This window comes from Methylobacterium symbioticum (assembly GCF_902141845.1).
Taxonomy (GTDB): domain Bacteria; phylum Pseudomonadota; class Alphaproteobacteria; order Rhizobiales; family Beijerinckiaceae; genus Methylobacterium; species Methylobacterium symbioticum.
In genome coordinates, this window is record NZ_CABFPH010000097.1 from 1 (window position 1) to 19,118 (window position 19,118).

Genomic DNA, 19,118 nt, shown 5'->3' on the forward strand with positions numbered 1-19,118 from the left:
GCCCGGGCCGCGCCGGGTCAGGTCGCTGGCGACCGGGGCGAGGCGGGCGAGGGCCCGGGCGCCGCGGGCGGCGGCCGTCTCGGCGGCCTCCAGCATCAGGAAGGCGGCGCAGCTGCCGAGGATGAAGCCCGGCGCGTCCGCCCGCTCGAAGACCGGCGCGTAGGCGCCGCGACGCAGGTAGCCGCCCATCTCGTGGATCACGAGCACGTCGGGCCGCTCGGCATTGTAGGAGCCGCCGACCAGCACCGCGTCGATCTGGCCGGAGGCCACCCGCGCGGCGCCGATGCGCAGCGCGTCCGTGCCCGCCGCCTCCTCGCCCATGAAGGTGCGCGAGGCGCCGGTGACCCCGTGCACGATGGCGATGTTGCCGGCGAGCAGGTTGGAGAGCTGGGCCAGGAACAGGGTCGGGCGCAGGTCGTTCTGCAGCCGCTCGTTCAGATAGGGGCCGGCCTCGCCCGCCCCGCGCAAGCCGGTCAGGATCGCGCCGTCCACGGCATAGTCGCGCTCGCCGCCGCCGGCCGAGACCACGAGGTGCAGGCCCTGCTTGAAGGCCGCATCGTCCTTCACCCCCGCCGCGTCGAGGGCGAGCCCCGCCGCGTAGACGCCGAGGCGCTGCCACGGCTCCATCTGCCGCTGATCGGACTTCTTGGGGATCTGCCCGTCCCAGGCCAGGGTCGGCGCGGGATGGACGGGATAGGGCGCGAAGCGCTCCGCATCGGTCGGCGGGGCGCCCCCTGCCTCGTAGGCGGCGAGATGGGGCGCGACCCCCTCGCCGGCGCAGGAGACGAGGCCGAGGCCCGTGACGACGACGTCCCGGCTCACGCGGCGGCTCCGTCGAGAAGCCCGATGCTGCGGGCGCGCGCGCGCATCGGCGCGTCGAGCCCGTTCGGGAAGGGCATGGTGCGGAAGCGCAACTCCGCGTCGGCCAGCGCCTTGCCCTCGACCCGGATCGCCGCCTTGGTCACGGCGTAGCCCGAGCCGTCATGCACGAGGCTCGCCTCCACGTTCAACTCGGCCCCGGGGCCGACGAAGTTGCGGAAGCGCGCCTTGTCCACCGCCATCAGGAACGGCATCGACGCGAAATCGAGATGGGCGAGGATCAGGTAGCCGGAGGCCTGCGCCATGGTCTCGGTGAGCAGGACGCCCGGCACCAGCGGATAGCCGGGAAAATGGCCCTCGAAGACCGGGCTCTCCTGCGGCACCCGGGCCAGCGCCTCGATTCGTCCCGCCGCCCGGTCCAGGTGCCGGACGGAATCGATCATCTCGAAATATTCGAGGCGCATGGCAGGACTTCTGGCAGGGAGGGTCGGCCGGGGCTCAGGCCTTGGCGGCCTTCTCGGCCACCAGGGCGTCGATGCGGGCGCAGAGGTTCTTCAGCACGAAGTACTCCTCGGCCGGGACCTTGCCCTCGTTGACCTCCTGGGTCCAGCGCTCCAGCGGCAGCTTGATGCCGAAGGCCTTGTCCACCGCGAAGGCGATGTCGAGGAAGGCGAGGCTGTCGATGCCGAGATCGTCGATGGCGTGGCTCTCGGGCGTGATCTTCTCGCGCGGGATGTCGGCGGTCTCGGCTATGATGTCGGCCACGCGCTCGAAGGTGGCCGTGCTGCCGGTTTGAGGCTCAGACATGCGTTCTCGCCGATTCTCATCGTTCTGACGCCGCGACGGGTCAGGCATGGCGCTAGGCGCCGGGGCCGGCGCCCCCGGCCGGGCGAGCCGTCGCGGTGCAGGGCCTCGCGGGAGGGCCCTTCGGATGGGCGCGACCTCTACACGAGGGGGTCCGGACGGGCAACCGTGTCGGTTTCGTGAAGAGGGGATCGGCGCTCCCCGCTCTCCCTGCCATTCCAGGCGGCCAGGGAGCATCCTAGATGAGCGGTCGTTGCGTGCGCCTCACGCGACGACCGACACCGGAAGGCCTCTCCCCGGCCACGACGGTGCAGCGGGCGTTGTGTGGTTGTGTCAGAGACGCTCAGTGGAGGCGAATCCCGTGGATCTCGTACGGCGCGACATGGCCGAGCCGGGCCTGCCGGTGGAACGGGATCCGGGTCCGGCCGCCCCGACCGAGAGCCCGCGCGCGCAGGGGGCTGCCCGCATCGCCCTGGTCATGGCTCTGACGGCTCTCGGCCTGTGGATCCTGCGCGAGTTCCTGCCGGCTCTGGCCTGGGCGGTGGTCCTGGCGATCGCGCTCGGCCCCCTCTACGACCGCGCCGAGCGCCGCCTGCCGCGCGACCGGCACAACCTGCTTCTTCCCGGCCTCGCCACCCTGCTGGTGGCGCTGGTCTTCCTGGCACCCCTCGTCGTCCTCGCCGTGCAGGCGGCGCGTGAGGCGCACGACGTGATCGCCTTCACCCGCACCGCCCAGCGCGAGGGCATCCCGGCCCCGGACGTCCTGGCCCACCTGCCCTTCGGCGCCGCGCAGGCGCAGGCTTGGTGGACAGACACGCTCGGCCATCCTGAGGCGGCCTCGGACCTGCTCCACCGCTTCGACACCGGGCGTGCCGCCGGGCTGTCGCGCAATCTCGGCCGGGAGGTGGTGCACCGCGCCGTCCTGTTCGGCTTCAGCCTCGTCGCCCTGTTCTTCCTGTTCCGCGACCGCGACGTGGTGCGGAGACAGGCGCTCACCGCCTGCAACCGCCTGTTCGGGCCGCGCGGCGAGCGGGTCGGCCGCCAGATGGTGGCCTCGGTCCACGGCACCGTGGACGGGCTGGTCCTGGTCGGCCTCGGCGAGGGCGTGCTGCTCGGGCTCGTCTATTATTTCGCAGGCGTGCCCCATCCGGTCCTGTTCGGAGCCTTCACGGCGGTCGCCGCGATGATCCCGTTCGGCGCGCCCGTCGCCTTCGGCCTCGCGGCCCTGCTCGTCCTGGCCCAGGGCCAGACGGTGGCGGCCTTGGTGATCGTCGGGGCAGGCCTGGTCGTGACCTTCGTGGCCGACCACTTCGTCCGTCCCGTGCTCATCGGCGGCACCACCAAGCTGCCCTTCCTCTGGGTGCTGCTCGGTATCCTCGGTGGCGTCGAGAGCTTCGGGCTGCTCGGCCTCTTCGTCGGGCCCGCGGTGATGGCGGCGCTGGTGCTGCTGTGGCGGGACTTCACGAATGGGCCCGAGCGGGTGGGATAGGCGCCGCCTGAGACCGTCCGAGCCGGCCCGTGCCTACACCCGGTACTTGCCGTTCCGCTTCACCAGGACCCGGGTGCCCACGGGCACGCGCTCGAAGAGATCGACGATGTCCTCGTTGAGCATGCGGACGCAGCCCGAGGACATCTGCTCGCCGATGCTCCAGGGCTCGTTGGTGCCGTGGATGCGGAAGAGGATGTCGCGGTTGCCCTGGTAGAGATAGAGCGCCCGCGCGCCGAGGGGGTTGTCGACGCCGCCCTTGCGGGTGCGCGGCAGGTCCGGATTCAGCGAGACCATGGTCGTGGTCGGGCTCCAGTCCGGCCAGACGCCCTTGCGCCCGACCCGGGCCTCGCCCTTCCAGGAGAAGCCGAGCTTGCCCACGCCGACGCCGTAGCGGATCGCGCTGCCCTCGGCCTGGACCAGGGTGAGCTGGCGCTCGTCGATGTCGACCACGATGGTGCCGGGCTTCTCGGGCCCGGTATAGCTCACGACCTGCCGGCGATACTTCGGATCCAGCCGGCCGGTATCGACCAGGGGCACGTCGTAGGGCTTGTCGGGCTTCGTGCCGATGTACCAGGCCGCCTCGTCGTCGGCCGCCGACACCTGCACGGGACCGCGGCTCTGCTGGCAGGCCGCGAGCGGCACGACGGCGAGGGCGGCGAGGAGGGTGCGGCGGGTTGGCATCAAGGAGTCCCTGGGGCTGGTCTCGTCCTTCGCGCATCGTCCGCGGACCGGCTCCGGCCCGCCCGGACGGCGCGTCAAGGGTCCTGACTAGCCTCTGGCTCCCGCCCGCGATGTAGCTTTTGGGCCGCAGGCTCCGGTGAAGCGCCGGGGCCACCTTGGCCGCGCCGTGTCGGCCTGCATGCCCTATCTCCTCCGGACGGAAGGAGCCGGAGAGCCGCCATGCCCGATGTCGAGACCCTGCCAGAGGGAGAGCCCGCCCAGACCGTGACCGAGATCCCGACCCGGCCCGCGATCCATCTCGATCATTGCGTGATCCACGTCACCGATTGGGCGCGCGCCACCGCCTTCTACCGGGACGTGCTCGGGGCGGAGGTGGTCGAGCGCGGCGCGGCCGTGGCCTTCCGCTTCGGCGGCGTGCAGCTCAATTGTCACGGACCGGGCGTGGTCGCCGAACCCCTCGCCGCCAAGCCCGTGAGCCCGGGCGGCAGCGATCTCTGCTTCCGCTGGCCCGGCACCCTGGAGGAGGCGATGGCGCATCTCGCCCGCCACGGCGTGACGGTGGAGCGCGGGCCGGTGGAGCGCAACGGCGCGGCGGGTCCCGGCATCAGCGTCTATTTCCGCGATCCCGACGGATCGCTGATGGAGTTCATCATCTATGGCGCCGCCTGAGGCGCGGCGCGCCTCAGGCGCGGCTCTGGACGAGCGCCTGGTTCGTCTGCTCGAGGCGCAGGGCCAGCTCGCGCATCACCGCGATGCTGATCTGCGGGAACTGGGCGAGCAGTTCGAGGAAGACGCCGCGGTCGATGCGCAGCGCCGTGGTCGGCCCCTCGGCCGTGACGGTGGCCGAGCGGGGCTGGTCGGCGAGGATGCCCATCTCGCCCACCAGCGCGTTGGCGCCGAGGAGCGCCAGCCGGATCGGGCCCGCCGGTCCATCGAGGCTGACCGCCGCCTCGCCGTCCAGGATCAGGTAGGCGGCATCGGCCGGATCGCCGCGGGTGAAGAAGCGCTGCCCGGCCTCGAAATGCACCCGCTCGCTCGTGAAGGCGAGGAGCTTCAGCCGCGCCGGCTCGACCTCGCGGAACAGCGGCACCTGCCGCAGGGATGAGACCTCGGTGTCGAGGGTCATGGTGTCGCTCCGGGCGTTTCCTGCCGGTAGCCGCGCATCCATGCGGACGGGTCCGGATTTGTCCAGGGGGAGCGGTCCGGCTCCTGTGCAAGGGACGAGGTGGCGGATGCGCCATCGGCGCGCGACGGGCTTCGGCCTCGTGATCGGGCTCGCTCTCCTCTCGATCGGCCCGGCGGGGGCGCGGCTGAGTCAGGCGGACCTCGCGCGGGTCGCCGTCGCACCGCCACCGGATGCCCGCGCCCCCCTCGACCTCGTCTTCGCGGACGCCGCTGACGGGTCCCGCCGGACCCTGGCCGAGGCCGGGGCCGGGCGCCCGCTCCTGCTGCTCCCGGTGGACTATACCTGCCGCAACGTCTGCGATCCCATGCTGGCCCTGACCGCGGCGGCCCTGACCGCCACGGGGCTCGATCCGGACCGGGACTACGCATTCCTCCTCGTCGGCCTCGACCCGCGCGACGGTCCGGAGTCCGCGCAGGCCCTGCTGAGGGCCGAGCCTGCCGGGGACGCCCGGCCGCGCGCGCTCGTCGGCGAGGCGGGCGCCGTGGCTGCCCTGACGGGCTCCCTCGGCTACCGCTTCGTGCCGGACCCCGATACGGACAGCATCGCCCATCCCGCCGCCGCGATCCTTCTCACGCCGGAGGGCCGGGTCGCCCGCGTGCTCGCGCCGCTGGCCCTGAACGGGCGGGATCTGCGTCTGGCCCTGGTGGAGGCGGGCGAGGGGCGCAGCGGCGGCCTCGCCGACCGGCTCGCCCTGCTATGCTACGGCTTCGATGCGGCCAAAGGCATCTATACGCCGCTGGTCCGGCGCATCCTGACCGGCGCCGCAGCGGCGACGGTCCTGGCCATCGCCCTGCTGATCCTCGTCCTCGGCCGGCGCGCGGGCCGAGCCTGAAGCGGCCCCGGCCGCAACCGTCTCACCGTCTCGTCACGAGCCCGATCTCGCCCTCTTCCGGAGGCCGGCGCTTGGCCGAGGCGTTCGGCTGCGGCGAGTCCTCCGGCTCGATCTCCGTCGTGGGCGTCCGGCTGTCCTCGGGGGCGGGCATCGGCGGCAGGGGCAACGCGTTCGGATGCTGGCCCCGATCCTCCGTCAACGCGCCTTTGGCCATCTCGCGGTTGGTCATCGGTTCGTCCCTGATCTCGTTACGGCCAAGCTTTCGCTGCGCCGCGGCACGCGCTCCGCATGCCATTCTCGGCCGATCAACCGACGAGGACCGTCACGGTTGCCGGCGATGGCACCAAATGCCTCAGGAGGAACCATCGGTTATTAGCGAAGGTTGTGTCGAAGTGAAGCGAAGCCTGAGGAGGAACTGATGGCATCGAGTGGCTCGACCTCGAAGCGAGGTTTTGCGTCCATGGATATCGAGCGGCAGCGCGAGATCGCGAGCAAGGGCGGACGCAGCGTTCCGGCCGAGAAGCGATCGTTCTCGCAGGATCGCGAGCTGGCCTCGTCGGCCGGCCGCAAGGGCGGTCAAGCCACCGGTACCGGTCGCGGCGGCGCAGAGTGACATCCATCGGCCGCGCGGCGCCTGCCTGAGGGTGGGCGCCGCGCCGGCGCCGCGAGATCACCCCATACGAAAGCGCCCTGCCTCGACAGCGGGGCGCTTTCGTATGGGGCCTTCAGGCGTTGACCAGATGCGACGAGGCCGCCCCGATCCTTGGATGGGGCGGCGATCCGGTCCGTGACAGATCGGTCTTGCCGTCTCAGGAAATGCAGCGCCCCGGGGTCATCCGGCGCGCCTCGGGGCCGACCAGCGCGCTGAGCGCCGTCTCGCAGCCCTCGCGCACGATGCGACGCGGCTGCCGCAGGGCAGGACGGTCGGCCGGTTCCAGGCCCTGCGTCGCGACCGGGGTCGAACGGCTCTCGATGCGCGGAACGCCCGCGACGCGGGTCGGATTGATCGCCAGCGAGGCCGGCCGCATGCCCGGAAGCGGCCGCGGCGCCGGCATGGAGGCGGGGGCCGCATGCGCGACAGGGGCGACCCAGCGGTCGGCGACGTCGCGGACCATCGGATGCACCATCAGGGTCAGGATCGCGGCCGGTGCACTCACGCCCAGAATGAAACCAGACCGAAGCATCGCAGCGACCTCCGAAGGAGAGCTTGACAGGTTGTCCTATCAACGCTTTCTCAGCGCGACGGTTCCACGACTGCCCCGCTTCGGAACACATCAGTATTCGTCGCGGATCTTCGCCGATGTGCGCGACGGCACCGGATTGTCCACAGCCGTCCAGATGTTGCCGATAAGGCACGGTCGCCGGGAAAAAGATTGCGTCCGGACGGAACCGGGCCTGCGGGCAACCCGTTTCTGATGCACCCGGCCACCTGGTCCTCCCCGCATTCCCCTTGTGCATCGGCCGGAACCTGATCACGGGCTGGAGCTTTCTCCGGCCCGTTTTTTCTGTCCGCAGGCCGGCGGAGACCCCTCGAAACGAAAAAGCCCCGGCGGAGCCGGGGCTTGCGTGCCGGATCGTCGCGGACCCGGCGAAGAGGCGGGCCGCACGCTCGGGCGGCCGCCTCAGGTCGACGGGCTCAAGCGGTCTTGGCCTCGCGCCGCCGGGCCGTCTGCTGGAAGAACAGCGCCTGGCTGATCACCGCCGAGACGTTGGCGGGCTGGAAGGGCTTGGCGATGAGGAAGGCAGGCTCGGGCCGCTCGCCGGTCAGGAACCGCTCCGGATACGCGGTGATGAAGATCACCGGCACCTCGAAGGTCTTCAGCAGGTCGTTGACCGCGTCGAGGCCGGACGAGCCGTCCGCGAGCTGGATGTCCGCCAGGATCAGGCCGGGGCGGCGACCGCCCTCGCCGGCGATCTTGATGGCCTCCGAGCGCGTGCGCGCCACGCCGATCACGTTGTGGCCGAGGCCCTCGACCAGCGCCTCGAGGTCCATCGCGATGAGCGGCTCGTCCTCGATGATCAGGATCTCGGTCGCCATATCCGCGGCGAGCTCCCGGCCGGCCTCGTCGACGAGGTCGCGCACCTCCGAGACATCGACGTCGAGGATGATGGCGGCATCTTCCTCGGAGAACCCTTCCAGGCAGGAGAGCAGGAAGGCCTGGCGCGGCAGCGGCGTGATCTGGCCGAGCCGCACCTCGGCCGGCAGATCGTGCTGGACCTGCTCGCTGCGGCCGTTGACCGAGAGCGAGTTCCAGATCCGCGTGAAGACACGGAACAGGTCGGCCTTCACGTTCGTGCTGCGCCCGAGGGTCTCGGGCTCGTTGACCAGCGTCTCCAAGGTCGCAGCGACGTAGGCGTCGCCCGCCACCTGGCTGCCCGTGAGCGCGCGTGCGTAGCGCCGGAGATAAGGCAGGTGCTGCACAACGAGTTGCGATGTGGACATTAGATCCCCTGTGGCTGCCGTGTTCTTGCGTGCCTTCCGCCCCAACGCGGGCGGCCCCGCTCCGTTCCGGCGACCCTGCCAGGAGTCGGAACCGAAGTTGGATCGCGGCGTTGCCGAGGCAGCCATGGCGTATGTCAAGCCGCAAGACAATGTGGCAGTCCGGTCTAACGGACCAGAGGGGCGTTGGTACATGAAGGATGAGGTGAAGGCCCTCCGGTCGGGAGGTGTGTCGGCGGACGGGGATATCCGGCCTGCCGAGACAGCGGATAGCCGCCCCTTGCCTGCCCAGCCCGGTACGACGCTCGACGATCTGACCCGCACCCGTCTCGGCACGCATCTGCGTGCCATGTACGACCAAGTGGTGCAGCAACCCGTCCCGGATCGTTTCCGCGACCTGATCGCCCGCCTCGAGGCGAGCGAGGATGGCTCTCAGCCTGCGTCGAACGAGGACGATCGCGACGGCAGGCTCGTCTGATTGCGCCGGGCAACGGCTGATTCACCGAAGCCGCGGCCTTCTGTTGATGGTCCGTAGGGCCGCCGCGCCCGCGGCGCGGCGGCCGGTCGTCACGTTACAGTGTCGGCGAGCGGCCACGCATCAGGCCGATCACGGCCGAGATGGCGAACAGGACGATCGCGACGAAGAAGACCAGCTTCGCGGCCTCCATCGCCGTGCCAGCGATGCCGCCGAAGCCGAGGAGAGCGGCCACCAGGGCCACCACGAGGAATGTTACGGCCCAACCGAGCATGTTCCTGTCCTTCGATAGTCTCGCCGCGGCTCAAGCCCGCGGCCTTCTGGTCATGAAAACGCCAAGGTTTGACTTCGGTTCCAGCGATCGAATGCAGTGGTCGGGCCGCGGATGAGGGAGGCCGCGGGATCGTGCGCAGGCTCAGTCCCGGCGCCGTCCCGACTGTCGCAGGCCCTCGCATCGGGCGCAGAATACGCCCATATTGGCTCCCGTGACGGGCGGAACGGAGGGCATATCGGCCGCGTTCGTCCCGTCGAGGAGCCATTTACGAGATCCGCGATGAGAAATGCCCGCGCGCTCGCCGAACGTCTTGCCGAGACCCTGTCCGACGCGCTCGTGCGTGCAGCCGAGATCGTGCTCGATGCCGTCCGGCCGCAGCCCCAGGCAAAGCTCGTCCCGGTGCGCGTCCGCAGCCGGCGGCGGTCGAACGGGCGCTGAGCCTCGCCACAGCCCGTCGCGGCGGGTTTCGACGGCGCGGCGCGTGATCCTTTTTGTTTCGGGCGCCATCCAGGGCCGCATAGCCAGAGCCTTGCACCGTTCCGGACGCGTTTGACCTGTCGCGGGGCGGCTCAAGAAGGTCTCCTCGCTTGAATTCTCGGCGAATGACGGCATCGCGCCGTTCTCGCGGCATGCCAGTCCGGACTTCAGTCGTTCTCCGGGCGCGTTCCACTCGGCACACGCGGTCTTGAACGCTGTCCCGAGCGCGCGCTGCATTTGCGACGGTGCGGGTGTTGTCCTCTTCCCCGTGCCGGCCCCGGCCGTGCCCGGTTTGTGCGGGTCGGCGCGATGGCGTAGTCCGCGCGGGGGGCGGATGAGAGGCAGCCGATGACGCAGGCGCGCGACGATGCGGACGAGGCCACCGGCCAGCCGGACTTCGATACGGCGATGCCGGAGCCGGGGCAGCTGGTACAGCTGACCCCCCTGGTGCGCCGCCGCGTGGCCGGCAACGCCTCGCCCTTCACCGCGAGCGGCACCTGCACTTACGTGGTCGGACGCGGCACGGTGGCGGTGATCGATCCGGGGCCGGAAGACGAGGCCCATGTCGCGGCGCTTCTCGGCGACCTCGCGGGCGAGCGGGTCAGCCATATCCTCGTCACCCATACCCACCGCGACCATTCACCGGGCGCGCGGTTGCTTTCCGCCCGCACCGGCGCGCCGATCCTCGGCTGCGGCCCGCACCGGGCCGCCCGGGCTCTGGCCGAGGGCGAGTTGCCCGCTCTCGACGCCAGCGCCGACCGCGCGCATGACCCGGAGCGGATCTTGAGCGACGGCGAGACCGTCTCGGGAGAGGGCTGGAGTCTCACGGCCGTCGAGACGCCCGGCCACACCATGAACCACCTCGCCTTCGCCCTGCCCGAGGAGAACGCCCTGTTCTCGGGCGATCACGTGATGGCGTGGTCCACCAGCATCGTCGCGCCGCCGGACGGGTCGATGCGGGCCTATATGGAAGCCCTGGAACGGGTGCGCGACCGGCCCGAGACGGTCTACTGGCCGGGCCATGGCGGCCCGGTGCGCGAGCCGCGCCGCTTCGTGCGGGCGCTCCTGCACCACCGCCGCCAGCGCGAGGCCGCCATCCGCGGCCGGATCCAGGCCGGCGACGGCGATATCCGCACCATCGTCGCGGCGATCTACCAGGGGCTCGACCCGCGGCTGACGGGGGCGGCGATGCTCTCGGTCTTCGCCCATGTGGAGGACTTGGTCGAGCGCGGGCTCGCGGCCTGCGATGGGCCGCCCCGGATCGAGGGACGCTATCGCCCCGGCCCGGACGGGCTCACCGCTTAGGCTTGGCCGGATCGGCGCCGGGCTTCGGCGTGGCCGCAGCCGCCGGCTTCTCCGCCGGCACGGCGATGCTGCCCGCCGCCGTCCACTGGCAGATGCTCGTGGTCTGCAGGCTCAGGCACTCGTAGGCGCGTCCGTCGAGGGCGACGTGGTCGCCGATCCCGGTGACGGCCTCGCGCGCCGTCACGGCGCAGCCGAGATGGTCGGCCTTCGGGTCGGCGAGCCGCGCGGCGGCACCCGCCGCATCCTTCGCCTGCCGAATCAGGAGGCGGTAATTCGCCAGCGAGGGGCAGGCGACCGTCGAGGACCCGGCGGGCCTGGCCGCCTTGGGCGTCTCGGCAAGGGCCGGGCCGGCGAGGAGAAGCAGCAGCAGGGAGGCGGCGCGCATGTCGCCATCCTAGCACGGTCCCTGTGTCGGCATCGCGGCGGCCCCGGCTCGAAACCGACCGGGCCTCCAGATCAGGCCGTGTAGATCTCCGGGTTCACCACGGTTGCCGGCCGCTCGCCGCGCAGGACCGCCAGCATCAGATCCGCCGCGCCGAGGCCCATGGTGCGCAGGCTCGTCGCGGTGGTGCCGGCGACGTGCGGCGTGAGGAGCAGGTTCGGGCAGGCGTACAGGCGGTGGCCGGCGGGCAGCGGCTGCATCGCGAACACGTCGAGGGCCGCGCCGCCGATCCGGCCCGCCTCCAGCGCGTCGGCGAGCGGCTCCGCCTCCACGATCGGGCCGCGCGCCACGTTGATCAGGACCGCGTCCCGCCGCATCCGGCCGATCAGGCCGGCGCCCACGAGGCCGCGGGTCTCGGGCGTCAGCGGGCAGGCGATCACCACGGCGTCGCTCTGCTCGAACAACGTCTCGATGGGAACCGGCTCGACCAGCCCGTCGCAGGTCCTGGGGCTGCGCGAGGTGCCGAGCACGCGCATGCCGAAGCCGGCCGTGGCAATGCGCGCCACGGCATGACCGATCTCGCCGAGGCCGAGGATCCCGAGGGTCGAGCCACCGATCTCGGCGCGATCATTCGCCTGCGTCTTGGCCGGCAGCCAGCCGGTCTCGCGCAAGGAGCGGTCGAGACGGCCGAGGCCGCGCCGGAGGTCGAGCAGGGCGGCGCAGACGTATTCGGCCACCGCCCGCGTGTTGCTGCCCGGCAGGTTCGCCACCGGAATGGAGCGGGCGGTCGCCGCCGCCAGCGGCACGAAATCGAGCCCGACCCCGTGCCGGACGAGACCGCGCAGGCCGGGCGCGTGGTCGAGGATGTCGTCGGGCAGTTGCGCGCGCACGATCAGGCCGTCCGCGTCCGCCGCCAGCCGGCGAAGGGTGTCGAACCCGGTATCGGGCGCGACGACCACGCGGGCATGGGCTTCGAGCCGTTCCACCGCCTCCGGATGGATCGGGTTCGTCAGAAGGACGAGAGGCAGGCCGTCCGCGGCGTCTGGCACGGATTTGCTCCGGGGTTGGGAACCGCCAACCCGTACGGCGTGGCTGAGGCGTCAGGGAAGGCCGGAACCGGAATACCCCCCTCCCATCCGGGTGGGGGGCCGGACGAGCGCGGGCGCGGAGGATGCGGAGGGGCCCGGCCAGCCCGTCCGCTCCCGCTCAGCGTCCCCGCGTCGAGCCCCGCGCGATCATCCGCCCACTCAGCATCACCTTGCGCACGGGCTGCTCGGGACTCTCGATCCGCTCGAAGAGCAGGCGCATTGCCTGCGCGCCGATCTCGGCCACCGGCTGCTCGATCACGGTGAGGCCGGGCTCGACGAGGTCGGTCCAGGGCTCGTTGTCGAAGCCGGCGAGCGCGAGATCCCGCGGTAGCGCGAGGCCGTGCGCGCGGGCCGCCCGCACGGCGCCCATCAGGATCAGGCCGTTCGAGAGGACGAGCGCCTCGGGCCGGTCCGTCTCGCCGAGCCAGCGCCCGGCCTCGGCCTCCGCGGCCTCCGCGTTGGGGGCGACGGTGCGGATCGCGGGCGTCAGGCCGTGGCGGGCGATTGCCGCCTCGTAGCCGGCGCGGCGCTCCCGGGCGGTGGAACTCGTCGAGCCGAACAGGCCGCCGATCCGCCGGTAGCCCTGCGCCACGAGGTGGTCCACCAGAGCAGCGCCCGCCGCCGGGTTGTCGAGCACGACGCTGTCATGGGTGCCGGCCGGCCCCGTGCGGTCGATCAGCACCACCGGGAAGCCGAGCGGCGTCTCCCGTAGCGAATCGGCCGTGGTCTGCGTCGGCGCGAAGATCACGCCGGTGACGCGCTCCTCTTCCATCAGGCGCAGATACATTGCCTCCCGCGCCGGATCCTCGTCGGTGTTGCAGAGGATCACCCGCATGCCCGAGGCGAAGGCGGCATCCTCCACGGCCCGGCTCACCGCCGTGAAGAACGGGTTGCGGATATCCGCCACGATCAGGCCGATCGTCTGGGCCGATTGCGAGCGCAGGCGCCGGGCCGAGAGGTTCGGCCGGTAGCCGGTGGCGCGCACCGCTGCCTCGACCTGCTCGCGCAGCGCGTCGCTCACCGGCCCGCGGCCGAGCGCCCGCGACACCGTCGCCGTCGAGACGCCCGCAGCGCGGGCCACGTCGCGGATGCCGACCGTCATGGCCGCGGAAACGTTTTCACGAACATGTCACCGGTTGTGCCATTGCTATGACGAGACAGCAAGAGCGCACCGCGGCCACCGGAGAGGTGGAGTTGACACAGTTTGTGAAAACGTTTTCAGTAATGGCAACAGCGAGCCGGCGAAGCAGCCGGACCCAGCCGGGAGGAGAGCACGCCATGCTCGCACCGACGCCGATCTTCACCCCGCGCCTGCTCGTGCGTCTCGCCGCCGCGCCCGCCTCGAAGGAGGACGCGATCCGCGAGGCCGCCCAGCTCCTCACCGCCGCCGGATGCATCGACGCCGCCTACGGCGCGAGCATGCTGCGCCGCGAGGACGTGTCGAACACCTATCTCGGCCACGGCGTCGTCATCCCGCACGGCATGGTCGATGACCGCCATCTGGTCCGCGAGAGCGGGCTCGCCGTGCTGCAGGTGCCCGGCGGCATCGAATGGCACGACGGCCAGATCGCCCATCTCGTCGTCGCCATCGCCGCCCAATCCGATACCCACATCACCGTGCTGCGCCGCCTCACCCGCCTGATCCAGGACGAGGCCCGGCTGGACCGGCTGCGCACCACCAGCCGCGAGGCCGACATCGCCGCGGCGCTGAACGAGGACGCCGCCTCCGCGGGGGCGGCCGGCCCGGCGACCGATCTGCGCCAGCGCTTCGAGTGGAGCGTCGACTACCCGACCGGGCTGCATGCCCGCCCGGCCGCCCACTGGGTCGAGGTCGCCAAGTCCTGCCCCGCCCGTATCCAGGTGCGGCACGGGTCTCAGGTCGCGGATGCGAAGAACCTGATCGCCCTCCTCCAGCTCGGCCTGCGCTGCGGCGACGCGGTGACGATCTCGGCCGAGGGCGACGACGAGGCCGGGGCGCTGGCGAAGATCTGCGCGGCGGTGACGGGTCTGAGCGCCGGCGAGAAGGCCGCCGCCCAGCGCGCCGCGGAGGCCGCGGCCAAGGCCACCGCCCCGGTCGCCGGCTGGAACCCGACAGGCGCCCCGACAATCGTGCCCGGCATCGGCGCGAGCCCCGGCATCGCCATCGGCCCGGTCCACGTGCTGGCGACCGCCGAGGTCGCGGTGCCGGACGAGCCGGAGCCCCTCACCTCCGGCGCCGACCGGCTGCACCGGGCGCTGCAGACCACCGCCGGCCAGCTCGCGGCGCTCGCCGACGACACAGAGCGGCGCCTCGGCAAGGCCGATGCCGGCATCTTCCGGGCGCAAGCCGAGCTCATCGCCGACACCGACCTGATCACGCTCGCCTGCCAGCTCATGGTCGAGGGCCACGGCGTCGCCTTCGCCTGGAACGCGGCGGTGGACCGGATGGCCGGCCAGCTCTCGGCCCTCGGCAATCCCGTCCTCGCCGGCCGCGCCGCGGACCTGCGCGACGTCGGCCGCCGCGTGCTCGCCCAGATCGACCCGGCCCTGACCAGCGGCCACGACCTGCCGGACGAGCCCTGCATCCTGATCGCCGCCGACCTCGCCCCCTCCGACACGGCCGGCCTCGACCCGACCCGGGTGATCGGGCTGGCGACCGCCCAGGGCGGCCCGACCTCGCACACCGCGATCCTGGCGCGCACGCTGGGCATCCCGGCGGTGGTCGCGGGCGGTCCCGGCCTGCTGGCGCTTCAGGACCGCGCCACCGCCATCCTCGACGGCAGCACGGGCCGCCTCTACCTCGACCCGAGCGAAGCCGACATCGCCTCGGCCGCCGCCTGGCGCGAGCGGCAGCACGAGCAGGCCGAGGCCGAGGCGCGCGAGCGGGCTCGCCCCGCCGAGACCCGCGACGGCCACCGCATCGCCATCGGCGCCAACGTCAACAATCCGGAGCAGGTCCCCTTCGCCCTCGACCAGGGCGCCGAGGGCGTCGGCCTGATGCGCACCGAGTTCCTGTTCCTGGAGCGCGGCGACACGCCCTCCGAGGACGACCAGTACGAGACCTATGCGGGGATGCTGAAGGCCCTCGCAGGCCGCCCGCTCATCGTGCGGACGCTCGACATCGGCGGCGACAAGCAGGTCGCGCACCTCCAGCTTCCGAGGGAGGAGAACCCCTTTCTCGGCGTGCGCGGCGCCCGCCTGCTGCTGCGCCGGCCCGACCTGATGGAGCCGCAGCTGCGTGCCCTCTACCGGGCCGCCAGGGACCATGTCCCGGCCGACGCGCCCAAGGGCAAGGACGCGCCCCTCGCGATCATGATGCCGATGATCACCTCCATTCCCGAGGTGCTGAAGCTTCGCGCGGTGGCGGAGCGGATCCGCGCCGAGATCGGCGCGCCGGAAGTGCCGCTCGGCATCATGATCGAGGTGCCTGCCGCCGCGATCCAGGCCGACGCGCTGGCCCGGCACTGCGACTTCTTCTCGATCGGCACCAACGACCTGACGCAGTACGCGCTCGCCATCGACCGGCAGAACACCGAGCTCGCGCCCGAGGCCGATTCCCTTCACCCGGCGGTGCTGCGCCTCATCCACATGGCCTGCGAGGGCGCCGCCCGCCACAAGCGCTTCGTGGGCGTCTGCGGCGGCATCGCGGGCGATCCCTTCGGGGCCTGCCTGCTCGCCGGCCTCGGCGTCCACGAGCTGTCGATGACCCCGCGCGACCTGCCCGGCGTCAAGGCACGGCTGCGGGGCTCGGATCTCGGCGCGCTGAAGGCGCTGGCGCTCCGCGCCTGCGAGCAGGAGGATGCGGCCGCCGTCCGCGCCCTCGACAGCGCGGGAGGTGCGGCGTGAGCCCGATCCTGACCCTCACCCTCAACCCGGCCATCGACCAGACCGTGGTGCTCGACGCGCTGGCACCGGGCCAGGTGCACCGGGCCCGCGCCGTGCACGCCCATGCTGGCGGCAAGGGCGTCAACGTCGCCTGCTGCCTGGCCGATTGGGGCCTGCCCGTCGCAGCCGCCGGCGTGCTGGGCTCGGATAACGCGGCGCCCTTCACCCAGGTCTTCACCGAGAAGGGCATCGACGACCGCTTCGTCTGGATCCCGGGCGAGACCCGGACCAACCTGAAGCTCCTCGACCGGCGCTCCGGCGACACCACCGACATCAATCTGCCGGGGCTCGCCGTGACCCCCGGCACGCTGGACGCTGCCCGCGCCGTTCTCCTCGATCTGGCGGAGGCGGGCTCCTTCGTGGTGCTGGCGGGCAGCCTGCCGGGCGGCCTGCCGCCCGAGACCTACCGTGACCTGACCCGGCGCCTGAAGGCCCGCGGCGCGCGCGTCGTCCTGGATGTCTCGGGCGGGCCGCTCTCCGCGTCCCTCGCCGCGGAGCCGGACGCCCTGCCCTATGCCGTGAAGCCGAACCGGCACGAGCTGGAGGAATGGGCTGGCCGCCCCCTCCCCGCCCTCGCCGACGTGCTCGATTCCGCCCGGGCCCTGCACGCCAGCGGCATTGCGCTGGTCGTGGTCTCGCTCGGGGCGGACGGCGCCCTGTTCGTCTCCGCGGACGGCGCGGTCCAGGCCAGCCCGCCCGCGACGCAGGTGACGAGCACGGTCGGGGCGGGCGACGCCCTGGTCGCCGGCCTCGTCGCCGGTCTTCAGGACGGGCTCGCCCTGGAGGACATGGCCCGGCGGGCGCTCGCCTTCGCCTCGGCCAAACTCACCCGCGAGGGCGCCAACCTGCCGCCCCGGGCGGAGGTGGAGGCCATCGCGGCGACCGTGCGGGTCGAGACGGTGGGATGAGGGGGACCCGCACCGTCTCTCCTCCGCTGAGGCCTGCCTGTTCACACCCCGCTTCGGGCGGGGCGCGGTTTCCCTCCCCCCTCTGCGGGAGAGGGAAGGCGGCCGCCGAACCGATGAACGACCCATAGACGCACACCGGAGGAAACCCATGGCCCAGCTTCTGGCCGTGGTCGGAGGCGGAGACCTCTCGACCCACGCCGTCCTCGCCCTCGAGGCACTCCGCAAGGCGGCCGGACGGCGCAACCAGCCGATCGCCCTGGAACTGCGCGGCGGCAACCCGCTGCCCGAAGCGGCGATCGCCGAAGGGCGCTCGGTGCTGCTCGTCGGGCAGGGCGATCTCGGCGAGGGCCGCTTCGGCGCGCTCGCCACGGTGCGCGCCGCGATCGAGGACGTGCTCGCCGATGCCGGCGCCGTCCTCGACCGGGCGCTCGCAGGAAGCACCGACGCCGCGCGCGCGCCGGCTTCCGCCTCCGCAGCGGCCAGCCCGAAGAGAATCGTGGCGGTCACCTCCTGCCCCACCGGCATCGCCCACACCTTCATGGCGGCCGAGGGCATCCAGGCGGCCGGCACGGCGCTCGGCCACGACGTGCGCGTGGAGACGCAAGGCTCGGTCGGCGCCCGCGATCCTCTCTCGGAGGCCGAGATCGCTGCCGCGGATCTCGTGCTGATCGCCGCCGACAAGGGCGTCGACCGGGCGCGCTTCGCGGGCAAGCGCGTCTACGCCACCACCACCAAGGCCGCCATCCGCGACGGCAAGGGCCTGATCGCCACCGCCCTCGCCGAGGCGCAGGTTCAGCCGGCCGAGGGGGCGGCCGCCGACGGGCCGGCCCGCCCCGCCGCGGCCGAGAAACAGGCCGGCGCCTACCGGCACCTGATGACCGGCGTCTCCTTCATGCTGCCTTTCGTGGTGGCGGGCGGCTTGCTCATCGCGATCGCCTTCGCGGTCGGCGGCATCGACGCAATGAGTCCGGGCAATGCCGGCACGCTCGGCTACGCGCTCGGCGAGATCGGCGCCAAGGCCGCCTTCGCGCTGATCGTCCCGGCGCTCGCCGGCTACATCGCCTACTCGATCGCCGACCGGCCCGGCATCGCGCCCGGCATGATCGGCGGCATGCTGGCGGCGAATCTCCAGGCGGGCTTCCTTGGGGGCATCGCGGCGGGCTTCATCGCCGGCTACACGGCGCGGTTCCTCAACCGGCATATCCGCCTGCACAAGAATCTGGAGGGGCTGAAGCCCGTCCTGATCCTGCCGCTGCTCGCCACCACGATCACCGGACTCCTGATGATCTACGTGGTCGGCGTGCCGGTGGCGGCGGTGCTCGCCGCGCTCACCGGCTGGCTCAAGGGCATGCAGGGGGCGAGCGCCCTGGTGCTCGGCCTGATCCTCGGCGGCATGATGGCCGTCGACATGGGCGGGCCGATCAACAAGGCCGCCTATGCCTCGGCCGCGGCGCTGCTCTCCTCCGGCGTCGACGCGCCGATGGCCGCGGTGATGCTCGGCGGCATGACGCCGCCGCTCGGGCTGGCGCTGGCCACCCGCCTGTTCCCGGGCCGCTTCACCGCACCGGAGCGCGAGGCGGGCGGTGCGGCGGCGGTGCTCGGCGCCGCCTTCATCACCGAGGGCGCCATCCCCTTCGCAGCCGCCGACCCGCTGCGGGTGATCCCCGCGATGGTCGCGGGCTCGGCGGTCGCCGGCGCCCTGGCGCTCAGCCTCGGCGTGACCCTGAAGGTGCCCCATGGCGGCCTGTTCGTCCTACCGATCCCGAACGCAGTCACGAACCTCACGGGAGCGGTGATCGCTCTCCTCGCCGGCACCGTGATCACGGCCCTGTTGGTGGGAATCCTCAAGAAGCGCGCCGCCTGATGCGGCATCGCCACAGGTCGAATGCAGATCTCAGGCCATGATTGGCCGTGTTAGATCTATCAATATTGTGTTCGTGAAACAGTTTCAGGGAAAATCTCTGTAACAGCTGTAACAGCCCGGCGCGAGATCGGGTCGTCCGCGTCAAGGAGAAGTCCTCGAACTGAGGCCGCGGGCCGGGGCGTGTCGCCCCGCCCCGGCCTCCCCGCAAAAGGCGTCCGTCCACCTCTCGA

22 protein-coding genes are annotated in these 19,118 nt (G+C 72.1%); 10 read left to right on the forward strand and 12 right to left on the reverse strand.

Features of this window, described 5'->3' with window-relative positions; genetic code table 11:
* The 3 genes from MET9862_RS23060 to MET9862_RS23070 all read right to left on the reverse strand — a co-directional run.
* Positions 1–822, reverse strand: an 822-nt coding sequence (locus MET9862_RS23060; RefSeq protein WP_142585172.1) for a beta-ketoacyl-ACP synthase, incomplete at its 3' end; no start/stop codon positions are given.
* On the reverse strand, positions 819–1,283 hold the full coding sequence (locus MET9862_RS23065) for a 3-hydroxyacyl-ACP dehydratase FabZ family protein (protein WP_142585173.1): 465 nt from the start codon (positions 1,281–1,283) through the stop codon (positions 819–821). The genes MET9862_RS23060 and MET9862_RS23065, both read right to left, overlap by 4 nt.
* 34 nt (positions 1,284–1,317) lie before the next feature.
* On the reverse strand, positions 1,318–1,626 hold the full coding sequence (locus MET9862_RS23070; RefSeq protein WP_142585174.1) for an acyl carrier protein: 309 nt from the start codon (positions 1,624–1,626) through the stop codon (positions 1,318–1,320).
* A 379-nt stretch (positions 1,627–2,005) separates the two neighbouring features.
* Here MET9862_RS23070 and MET9862_RS23075 point away from each other — a divergent pair, with 379 nt between their 5' ends.
* The gene (locus MET9862_RS23075) at positions 2,006–3,112 is read left to right on the forward strand and encodes an AI-2E family transporter (protein ID WP_142585190.1); all 1,107 of its coding nucleotides are present in this window, start codon (positions 2,006–2,008) and stop codon (positions 3,110–3,112) included.
* 33 nt (positions 3,113–3,145) lie between these two features.
* On the opposite strand, the gene MET9862_RS23080 is transcribed toward MET9862_RS23075, so the two are convergent.
* Positions 3,146–3,793 carry a L,D-transpeptidase gene (locus MET9862_RS23080; RefSeq protein ID WP_142585175.1) on the reverse strand — a complete coding sequence of 216 codons (648 nt, stop codon included), beginning with the start codon at positions 3,791–3,793 and terminating at the stop codon, positions 3,146–3,148.
* 219 nt (positions 3,794–4,012) lie between these two features.
* On the opposite strand from MET9862_RS23080, the gene MET9862_RS23085 reads away from it, so the two are divergent.
* Positions 4,013–4,462 (forward strand): VOC family protein, encoded by a 450-nt coding sequence (locus tag MET9862_RS23085; RefSeq protein ID WP_142585176.1) that lies wholly within the window; start codon positions 4,013–4,015, stop codon positions 4,460–4,462.
* A gap of 13 nt (positions 4,463–4,475) precedes the next feature.
* Here the strand turns inward: MET9862_RS23085 and MET9862_RS23090 are convergent, their stop codons facing one another.
* Positions 4,476–4,919, reverse strand: a complete 444-nt coding sequence (locus tag MET9862_RS23090; protein WP_142585177.1) for a Crp/Fnr family transcriptional regulator — start codon at positions 4,917–4,919, stop codon at positions 4,476–4,478.
* Positions 4,920–5,025: 106 nt separating this feature from the next.
* Between MET9862_RS23090 and MET9862_RS23095 the strand changes: the two genes are divergently transcribed.
* Complete coding sequence (locus MET9862_RS23095) at positions 5,026–5,811, forward strand: SCO family protein (protein WP_142585178.1); 786 nt, start codon at positions 5,026–5,028, stop codon at positions 5,809–5,811.
* A gap of 22 nt (positions 5,812–5,833) precedes the next feature.
* On the opposite strand, the gene MET9862_RS23100 is transcribed toward MET9862_RS23095, so the two are convergent.
* Entirely contained in the window at positions 5,834–6,040 is a 207-nt protein-coding gene (locus MET9862_RS23100) for a hypothetical protein (protein ID WP_142585179.1), read from the reverse strand.
* A 189-nt stretch (positions 6,041–6,229) separates the two neighbouring features.
* On the opposite strand from MET9862_RS23100, the gene MET9862_RS23105 reads away from it, so the two are divergent.
* Positions 6,230–6,424, forward strand: a complete 195-nt coding sequence (locus MET9862_RS23105; protein WP_142585180.1) for a con-10 family general stress protein — start codon at positions 6,230–6,232, stop codon at positions 6,422–6,424.
* Between the two features lie 196 nt (positions 6,425–6,620).
* On the opposite strand, the gene MET9862_RS23110 is transcribed toward MET9862_RS23105, so the two are convergent.
* Both MET9862_RS23110 and MET9862_RS23115 read right to left on the reverse strand, forming a co-directional pair.
* Positions 6,621–6,995, reverse strand: a complete 375-nt coding sequence (locus tag MET9862_RS23110; protein WP_142585181.1) for a hypothetical protein — start codon at positions 6,993–6,995, stop codon at positions 6,621–6,623.
* A 452-nt stretch (positions 6,996–7,447) separates the two neighbouring features.
* Positions 7,448–8,254 carry a response regulator gene (locus tag MET9862_RS23115; protein ID WP_142585182.1) on the reverse strand — a complete coding sequence of 269 codons (807 nt, stop codon included), beginning with the start codon at positions 8,252–8,254 and terminating at the stop codon, positions 7,448–7,450.
* A gap of 190 nt (positions 8,255–8,444) precedes the next feature.
* On the opposite strand from MET9862_RS23115, the gene MET9862_RS23120 reads away from it, so the two are divergent.
* Positions 8,445–8,729: a NepR family anti-sigma factor gene (locus tag MET9862_RS23120; protein ID WP_185156970.1), complete on the forward strand. Its 285-nt coding sequence runs from the start codon at positions 8,445–8,447 to the stop codon at positions 8,727–8,729.
* A 94-nt stretch (positions 8,730–8,823) separates the two neighbouring features.
* Here MET9862_RS23120 and MET9862_RS23125 read toward each other — a convergent pair whose 3' ends face one another.
* Entirely contained in the window at positions 8,824–9,000 is a 177-nt protein-coding gene (locus MET9862_RS23125) for a DUF1328 domain-containing protein (protein WP_003599466.1), read from the reverse strand.
* 279 nt (positions 9,001–9,279) lie between these two features.
* On the opposite strand from MET9862_RS23125, the gene MET9862_RS29595 reads away from it, so the two are divergent.
* Both MET9862_RS29595 and MET9862_RS23130 read left to right on the forward strand, forming a co-directional pair.
* Positions 9,280–9,438: a hypothetical protein gene (locus MET9862_RS29595; RefSeq protein WP_185156971.1), complete on the forward strand. Its 159-nt coding sequence runs from the start codon at positions 9,280–9,282 to the stop codon at positions 9,436–9,438.
* 447 nt (positions 9,439–9,885) lie between these two features.
* A complete protein-coding gene (locus tag MET9862_RS23130; RefSeq protein WP_438616647.1) occupies positions 9,886–10,782 on the forward strand; it encodes an MBL fold metallo-hydrolase in 897 nt (298 codons plus the stop codon).
* Here the strand turns inward: MET9862_RS23130 and MET9862_RS23135 are convergent.
* The 3 genes from MET9862_RS23135 to MET9862_RS23145 all read right to left on the reverse strand — a co-directional run bounded on the left by MET9862_RS23135 (position 10,772) and on the right by MET9862_RS23145 (position 13,354).
* Entirely contained in the window at positions 10,772–11,167 is a 396-nt protein-coding gene (locus MET9862_RS23135; protein WP_142585184.1) for a hypothetical protein, read from the reverse strand. The genes MET9862_RS23130 and MET9862_RS23135 overlap by 11 nt on opposite strands.
* 71 nt (positions 11,168–11,238) lie before the next feature.
* Positions 11,239–12,213, reverse strand: a complete 975-nt coding sequence (locus MET9862_RS23140; protein ID WP_142585185.1) for a hydroxyacid dehydrogenase — start codon at positions 12,211–12,213, stop codon at positions 11,239–11,241.
* Between the two features lie 157 nt (positions 12,214–12,370).
* Entirely contained in the window at positions 12,371–13,354 is a 984-nt protein-coding gene (locus MET9862_RS23145) for a LacI family DNA-binding transcriptional regulator (RefSeq protein WP_142585186.1), read from the reverse strand.
* Between the two features lie 176 nt (positions 13,355–13,530).
* Here MET9862_RS23145 and ptsP point away from each other — a divergent pair, with 176 nt between their 5' ends.
* The 3 genes from ptsP (at position 13,531) to MET9862_RS23160 (ending at position 18,888) form a co-directional block, all read left to right on the forward strand.
* On the forward strand, positions 13,531–16,077 hold the full coding sequence (gene ptsP / locus MET9862_RS23150) for a phosphoenolpyruvate--protein phosphotransferase (protein WP_142585187.1): 2,547 nt from the start codon (positions 13,531–13,533) through the stop codon (positions 16,075–16,077).
* Positions 16,074–17,024 carry a 1-phosphofructokinase gene (pfkB, locus tag MET9862_RS23155; protein WP_142585188.1) on the forward strand — a complete coding sequence of 317 codons (951 nt, stop codon included), beginning with the start codon at positions 16,074–16,076 and terminating at the stop codon, positions 17,022–17,024. Before ptsP ends, pfkB begins: the two co-directional genes overlap by 4 nt.
* 148 nt (positions 17,025–17,172) lie before the next feature.
* Positions 17,173–18,888, forward strand: coding sequence for a fructose-specific PTS transporter subunit EIIC (locus MET9862_RS23160; protein WP_142585189.1), 1,716 nt, complete (start codon positions 17,173–17,175; stop codon positions 18,886–18,888).
* The last annotated feature ends 230 nt before the right edge of the window (positions 18,889–19,118 follow it).

What these genes read in the sequence shown, in the direction of transcription:
- MET9862_RS23065 (WP_142585173.1), bottom strand. Translation starts at nt 1,283, where the DNA reads ATGCGCCTCGAATATTTCGAGATGATCGATTCCGTCCGGCACCTGGAC.
- MET9862_RS23070 (WP_142585174.1), bottom strand. Translation starts at nt 1,626, where the DNA reads ATGTCTGAGCCTCAAACCGGCAGCACGGCCACCTTCGAGCGCGTGGCC.
- MET9862_RS23075 (WP_142585190.1), top strand. Translation starts at nt 2,006, where the DNA reads ATGGCCGAGCCGGGCCTGCCGGTGGAACGGGATCCGGGTCCGGCCGCC.
- MET9862_RS23080 (WP_142585175.1), bottom strand. Translation starts at nt 3,793, where the DNA reads ATGCCAACCCGCCGCACCCTCCTCGCCGCCCTCGCCGTCGTGCCGCTC.
- MET9862_RS23085 (WP_142585176.1), top strand. Translation starts at nt 4,013, where the DNA reads ATGCCCGATGTCGAGACCCTGCCAGAGGGAGAGCCCGCCCAGACCGTG.
- MET9862_RS23090 (WP_142585177.1), bottom strand. Translation starts at nt 4,919, where the DNA reads ATGACCCTCGACACCGAGGTCTCATCCCTGCGGCAGGTGCCGCTGTTC.
- MET9862_RS23095 (WP_142585178.1), top strand. Translation starts at nt 5,026, where the DNA reads ATGCGCCATCGGCGCGCGACGGGCTTCGGCCTCGTGATCGGGCTCGCT.
- MET9862_RS23100 (WP_142585179.1), bottom strand. Translation starts at nt 6,040, where the DNA reads ATGACCAACCGCGAGATGGCCAAAGGCGCGTTGACGGAGGATCGGGGC.
- MET9862_RS23105 (WP_142585180.1), top strand. Translation starts at nt 6,230, where the DNA reads ATGGCATCGAGTGGCTCGACCTCGAAGCGAGGTTTTGCGTCCATGGAT.
- MET9862_RS23110 (WP_142585181.1), bottom strand. Translation starts at nt 6,995, where the DNA reads ATGCTTCGGTCTGGTTTCATTCTGGGCGTGAGTGCACCGGCCGCGATC.
- MET9862_RS23115 (WP_142585182.1), bottom strand. Translation starts at nt 8,254, where the DNA reads ATGTCCACATCGCAACTCGTTGTGCAGCACCTGCCTTATCTCCGGCGC.
- MET9862_RS23120 (WP_185156970.1), top strand. Translation starts at nt 8,445, where the DNA reads ATGAAGGATGAGGTGAAGGCCCTCCGGTCGGGAGGTGTGTCGGCGGAC.
- MET9862_RS23125 (WP_003599466.1), bottom strand. Translation starts at nt 9,000, where the DNA reads ATGCTCGGTTGGGCCGTAACATTCCTCGTGGTGGCCCTGGTGGCCGCT.
- MET9862_RS29595 (WP_185156971.1), top strand. Translation starts at nt 9,280, where the DNA reads ATGAGAAATGCCCGCGCGCTCGCCGAACGTCTTGCCGAGACCCTGTCC.
- MET9862_RS23130 (WP_438616647.1), top strand. Translation starts at nt 9,886, where the DNA reads ATGCCGGAGCCGGGGCAGCTGGTACAGCTGACCCCCCTGGTGCGCCGC.
- MET9862_RS23135 (WP_142585184.1), bottom strand. Translation starts at nt 11,167, where the DNA reads ATGCGCGCCGCCTCCCTGCTGCTGCTTCTCCTCGCCGGCCCGGCCCTT.
- MET9862_RS23145 (WP_142585186.1), bottom strand. Translation starts at nt 13,354, where the DNA reads ATGACGGTCGGCATCCGCGACGTGGCCCGCGCTGCGGGCGTCTCGACG.
- ptsP (WP_142585187.1), top strand. Translation starts at nt 13,531, where the DNA reads ATGCTCGCACCGACGCCGATCTTCACCCCGCGCCTGCTCGTGCGTCTC.
- MET9862_RS23160 (WP_142585189.1), top strand. Translation starts at nt 17,173, where the DNA reads ATGGCCCAGCTTCTGGCCGTGGTCGGAGGCGGAGACCTCTCGACCCAC.